Raw genomic sequence first — 4,939 nt, 5'->3', positions numbered from 1 at the left:
AGCAACACGCTGGCGGTGATTTCCGGGCTGCGCTCGCCCGCTATCTGTTTCGCAATCTCGCGGGCTGAGCCCCTCGCTGCCTGCGCGAGGCGAGCGTTTCCGCATTCGCGGGAACTCTGAGCGCCGATGGCGTTCCATCGGCGATTGCCATCGACAGAACAACAACCGGAGACAGGCCCGTGAGGCGCAGCAACAACAGAAAGAAGCCCGATGACCGAGCCGCTGCGGTCTGAAGCGGGGCCGCCGGCGCAGCTGTCGGTGTTTGATGCGGTGGTCATGATGCTCGGCCTGGTCGTGGGCATCGGCATTTTCCGGACGCCGTCCCTGGTGGCCAGTGGCGTGGGTTCCGAGGCCATGTTCATCCTGGTGTGGCTGGTCGGTGGGCTGGTCACGCTCATCGGGGCGCTGTGTTATGCAGAGCTGGCCGCCGCCCACCCCCACGCCGGGGGTGAGTACCACTTTTTGCGCCGTGCCCTGGGCAGGCCGGTGGCCACCATGTTCGGCTGGGCCCGCTGCACCGTGATCCAGACCGGCTCGATTGCGCTGGTGGCTTTTCTGCTCGGTGACTACGTGGCGCAAGTCATCCCGCTCGGACCCCACGGCCCCGCCATCTACGCGGCCTTGTCGGTGGTGGTGCTCACCGCCATCAACGTGATCGGCACGGCCGCCGGCAAGAACCTGCAGGCGGTGGTGACCTTCATCCAGATCGGGGCCATGGTGGCCATCATCGGCTTCGGCTTTTTCGGTTCTGCCCCACCGGTGGCGGTGGCGCCCATTCCCGTGCCCGAAGAAGCCGCCGCGCTCGGCGTGGCGATGATCTTTGTGCTGCTCACCTACGGCGGATGGAACGACGCCGCCAGCCTCAGCGGCGAACTGCGCGACGCGCCGCAGAACATCGCCAAGGTGCTCACGCTGGGCACGGCGCTGCTGGTGACCCTGTATGTGCTGGCCAACATGGCGCTGCTCTCCATTCTTGGTCTGGACGGCCTTCGCGCCTCCGACGCCGTGGCGGCCGACATGATGCGTGCTGCAGCCGGCCCCAGTGGCGAAATGCTGGTGACGCTGGCCATTGTGGTGGCCGCCATCTCCACGCTGAACGCCACGCTGTTCACGGGTGGCCGGGTCTTTTACGCCATGGGGCGCGACCTGAAAGTGCTGCGCTGGATGGGGGTGTGGAACCAGCGGGGCAGCGCACCCGCGAACGCGCAGATCGTGCAGGCCGCGATTGCGCTGGCGCTGATCGCCATGGGCTCCACGACACCGGACGGTTTCAAGGCCATGGTGGACTACACCGCGCCCGTGTTCTGGATGTTTCTGCTCATGATCGGGTTTTCGCTGTTTGTGCTGCGCTGGCGGGAACCGCACCGAAAGATGCCGTTCAAAGTGCCTCTGTACCCGCTCACACCCGTGCTGTTCTGCCTGACCAGCGCCTACATGCTGTACGCCAGCGTGATGCACACCGGCGTCGCTGCGCTGGTGGGCATCGGCGTGCTGATCGCGGGCACGCCCATCCTGTTCCTCCAGCCGACGAACCCCCACCCGACGAGCGACCCACCAGGAGACCCACCATGATGAACTTTCGACCTTCCCTCATTGCTGCAGCGGTCTGTGCAGCGTCGATGGCGCTGAGCGGCCCGGCCTTGGCGCAGACCGCCCCGGCCCAGCCCGCGCCCACCTTCGAGCCCTCGGAAGGCCAGGCTGGCAAGGACGTCATCTGGCTGCCCACCTCGCAGGTGCTGGTCGACCGCATGCTGGCCATGGCCCGCCTGACCCCGAAGGACCACCTGATCGACCTGGGTTCGGGTGACGGCCGGCTCGTCATCACGGCGGCCAAACGCGGGGCCACCGCGCACGGCATTGAGTACAACCCCGATTTCGTGGCGTTCTCCCAACGTGCCGCGCAGGCCGAAGGCGTGAGCCAGCGCGCCACCTTCGAGAAGGCCGACATCTTCGAGTCCGACTTCTCCAAAGCCACCGTCATCACGCTCTTCCTGCTGCCCGACCTGAACATGCGCCTGCGGCCCACGCTGCTCGACATGAAGCCCGGTACACGCGTCGTTTCCAACTCCTTCAACATGGGTGACTGGACACCCGACCAGACCGCCGAGGTGACCGAAGGCTGCCAGAGCTACTGCCAGGCCTTCCAGTGGACTGTGCCAGCCAAGGTGGCGGGCACATGGCGCCTGGGCGATGGCCGGGAGCTGGTGCTCAAGCAAAGCTTCCAGATGCTCGAAGGCAGCCTGCGCCAGGGCGGCCAGGCCAGGCCCATCAGCGAGGCGCGCATGGACGGCCCGCGCATCAGCTTCGTGGCTGGCGGTCAGCGCTACGCCGGCGAAGTCAATGGCCAACGCATGCAGGGCACGGTGGCCGGCGGCACGCAGTGGCGGGCCACCCAGGCCACGCCTCGTCGTTGACCATGTGGCGCAACGAGTGCAGCGGGGTGCGTCGAGCATGGGTCTCCGTTCGGGAGTTCTTCACGAACATCCCGATGCCTTCACCCGGGCTGGTCTGGGCGCTGGCGCACAGATGCGGGGGCGGATCGCGGCCAAGCTGGTCGGTCGCGTTCTGCTTGACCTGCGTCAACAGCGATGGACCCGCTTCGGTCCACACTGAAGCCCAAGCCACAACACACCCCAAATCCGCGATCCCCGCGGCTCTCAACGAAAGGCGTACCCATGTTTCCAGAGTACCGAGAACTCATCACCAGCCTCAAGGGCAACGACCACCACTTCACGCGCCTGTTTGACCAGCACAACGAGCTCGACCAGAAGATCAAGAACATGGAAGCCGGCATCGAGATGGCCACCAATGTCGAGATCGAAACGCTCAAACGCGAAAAGCTGCAGCTCAAGGACGAGCTCTACGCCATCCTCAAGAAGGCCAGCGCCGCCTGATCCGCCAGGCTTGTTCAACCGTTTCAGGAGTGCCCCATGGCCACCATGATGAAAGCAGCCGTCTTTGTCGAAAAGAACCGCATTGAAGTGGTGGACAAACCGATCCCTGATGTGGGCCCGAACGATGCCCTCATCCGCATCACCACCACCACCATCTGCGGCACCGACGTGCACATCCTCAAGGGTGAGTACCCGGTGGCCAAGGGCCTGACCATCGGCCACGAGCCGGTGGGTGTGATCGAAAAACTCGGCAGCGCCGTGCAGGGCTACACCGAAGGCCAACGCGTCATTGCCGGCGCCATCTGTCCCAACTTCAATTCGTACGCCGCGCAAGACGGCGCGCCCTCGCAAGACGGCAGCTACCTCATTCCCCAGGGCCTGTGTGGCTGCCATGGCTTCAAGGCCACGGCGGGCTGGCGCTTCGGCAACCTGATCGACGGCACCCAGGCCGAATACGTGCTGGTGCCCGACGCGCAGGCCAACCTCGCGCCCATCCCAGACGGCCTGACCGATGAGCAGGTGCTCATGTGTCCCGACATCATGTCCACCGGCTTCAAGGGTGCGGAGAACGCCAACATCCGCATCGGCGACACGGTGGTGGTGTTTGCGCAAGGCCCCATCGGCCTGTGTGCCACGGCGGGTGCGCGTTTGCTGGGTGCCTCCACCATCATTGCGGTGGACGGCAACGATCACCGCCTGGGCATTGCCCGCAAGATGGGCGCCGACCTCACGCTCAACTTCAACAACTGCGATGTGGTCGAGGAGATCATGAAGATCACCGGTGGGCGCGGTGTCGATTCGTCCATCGAGGCGCTGGGGCTGCAGTCCACCTTCGAGTCGGCCCTGCGCGTGCTCAAGCCGGGCGGCACCCTCTCCAGCCTGGGTGTGTATTCAACCGACCTCACCATTCCCCTGGGCGCCTTCGCCGCCGGCCTGGGCGACCACCGCATCGTCACCGCGCTGTGCCCCGGCGGCAAGGAGCGCATGCGCCGCTTGATGAACGTGGTGGCCTCGGGCCGCATCGACCTGGGCCTGATGGTCACGCACGAGTTCAAGCTCGACGACATCGTGGCGGCTTACGAGCTGTTTGCAAACCAGCGCGACGGGGTGTTGAAGGTGGCCATCAAGCCCTGAGGCCAGCGGGCGTTCAGCCCATGGGTTCGTCCAGCGCCTGCAAGGCTTCCAGCATGGCGCGCCGAGCGGCCTTCTGTTTCTCTTTGGCCAGGGCCTTTTTCAGCGCACCCGCCGCCGGCCGGTGGCGCAGGCGGCCCAGCCACTCGGCGGCCACCGTGCGCGTGGCGGCCTTGCCGTCACCGAGGGCGCCGAGGATGCGCCCCTCCTTGCCGGGGTAGGCGTCCAGCGTGTCCTGCGCAGCCTGGCGATCGGTTTTGGCCGAGCCCAGCGCCAGTCGGAACAGCGCCACCACCACAGCGTCGGGCAGGGTGGGCAGCAGGCGCAGCGCGGGAAACAGCGCAGGGCGAAAGGCGGGTTCGTTGTTGCGGGTGTCCACCAGCGCATGCGCCACCGATTCGGCGTGGTGCATGAAGTAAGGCCACACCGCGTCGGGAGCCCAGCCTCCGCCAATCGCGTCTGCCCAGTTGTTGCAGTAGTTGCGCCGCAGCGCGGGGCCACTCAGGCCGGCGTCGTCCATCATGCAGGCCAGTTCAAGCAGGGTGGGACGACCGCTGTGGCGGTGCTGGGCATTGAAGGCCCTCACCGCGGGATATTTCAGCTTGCCCTCGTCGTCGCCCGCCAGATCAAAGAACCGCAGCATCCTGAACAGCGCCACCGGCGTGATGCCATCGCTCGCCATGGCTTCGAGCACCGGCGCCACGTGCACCCAGGCGGTGGCGCCGTCCCGGGTCTGCATCGGCTGGCTGCACTCGTTGGATGCGAGGTAAGCCTGAAGCGCCCATGCGTCGTCTTCATCGTAGGGCGCAGCCGGCTGCAGGTGGCGGTGCCGGCTCGGCTTCGTCAACAGCTCCGGGTGCTCTTCCTGCAGGCGCTGGTTGTGCACGGCAATGCCATCGTTCACCTTCTGCCAG

The 4,939-nt window shown here is 66.1% G+C and carries 4 protein-coding genes and 1 pseudogene; 4 read left to right on the top strand and 1 reads right to left on the bottom strand.

Features of this window, described 5'->3' with window-relative positions; translation table 11 throughout:
* The first annotated feature begins 210 nt into the window (after window positions 1–210).
* The 4 genes from Q0C59_RS08235 (at window position 211) to Q0C59_RS08220 (ending at window position 4,028) form a co-directional block, all read left to right on the top strand.
* Entirely contained in the window at window positions 211–1,572 is a 1,362-nt protein-coding gene (locus Q0C59_RS08235) for an APC family permease (protein ID WP_291213980.1), read from the top strand.
* Window positions 1,569–2,414: a cyclopropane-fatty-acyl-phospholipid synthase family protein gene (locus tag Q0C59_RS08230; protein WP_291213978.1), complete on the top strand. Its 846-nt coding sequence runs from the start codon at window positions 1,569–1,571 to the stop codon at window positions 2,412–2,414. The genes Q0C59_RS08235 and Q0C59_RS08230 overlap by 4 nt, the downstream gene beginning before the upstream one ends.
* 261 nt (window positions 2,415–2,675) lie before the next feature.
* Window positions 2,676–2,894 carry a YdcH family protein gene (locus Q0C59_RS08225; protein WP_291213976.1) on the top strand — a complete coding sequence of 73 codons (219 nt, stop codon included), beginning with the start codon at window positions 2,676–2,678 and terminating at the stop codon, window positions 2,892–2,894.
* A 36-nt stretch (window positions 2,895–2,930) separates the two neighbouring features.
* Window positions 2,931–4,028 (top strand): NAD(P)-dependent alcohol dehydrogenase, encoded by a 1,098-nt coding sequence (locus Q0C59_RS08220; RefSeq protein ID WP_291213974.1) that lies wholly within the window; start codon window positions 2,931–2,933, stop codon window positions 4,026–4,028.
* A 13-nt stretch (window positions 4,029–4,041) separates the two neighbouring features.
* Here Q0C59_RS08220 and Q0C59_RS08215 read toward each other — a convergent pair.
* Window positions 4,042–4,939, bottom strand: a pseudogene (locus Q0C59_RS08215) (hypothetical protein); the annotation flags it as partial.

The organism is Hydrogenophaga sp., assembly GCF_022844385.1.
Lineage (GTDB): Bacteria > Pseudomonadota > Gammaproteobacteria > Burkholderiales > Burkholderiaceae_C > Hydrogenophaga.
Note: the sequence above shows the minus strand (reverse complement) of the source record. Positions and strands in the feature narration are given on the sequence as shown.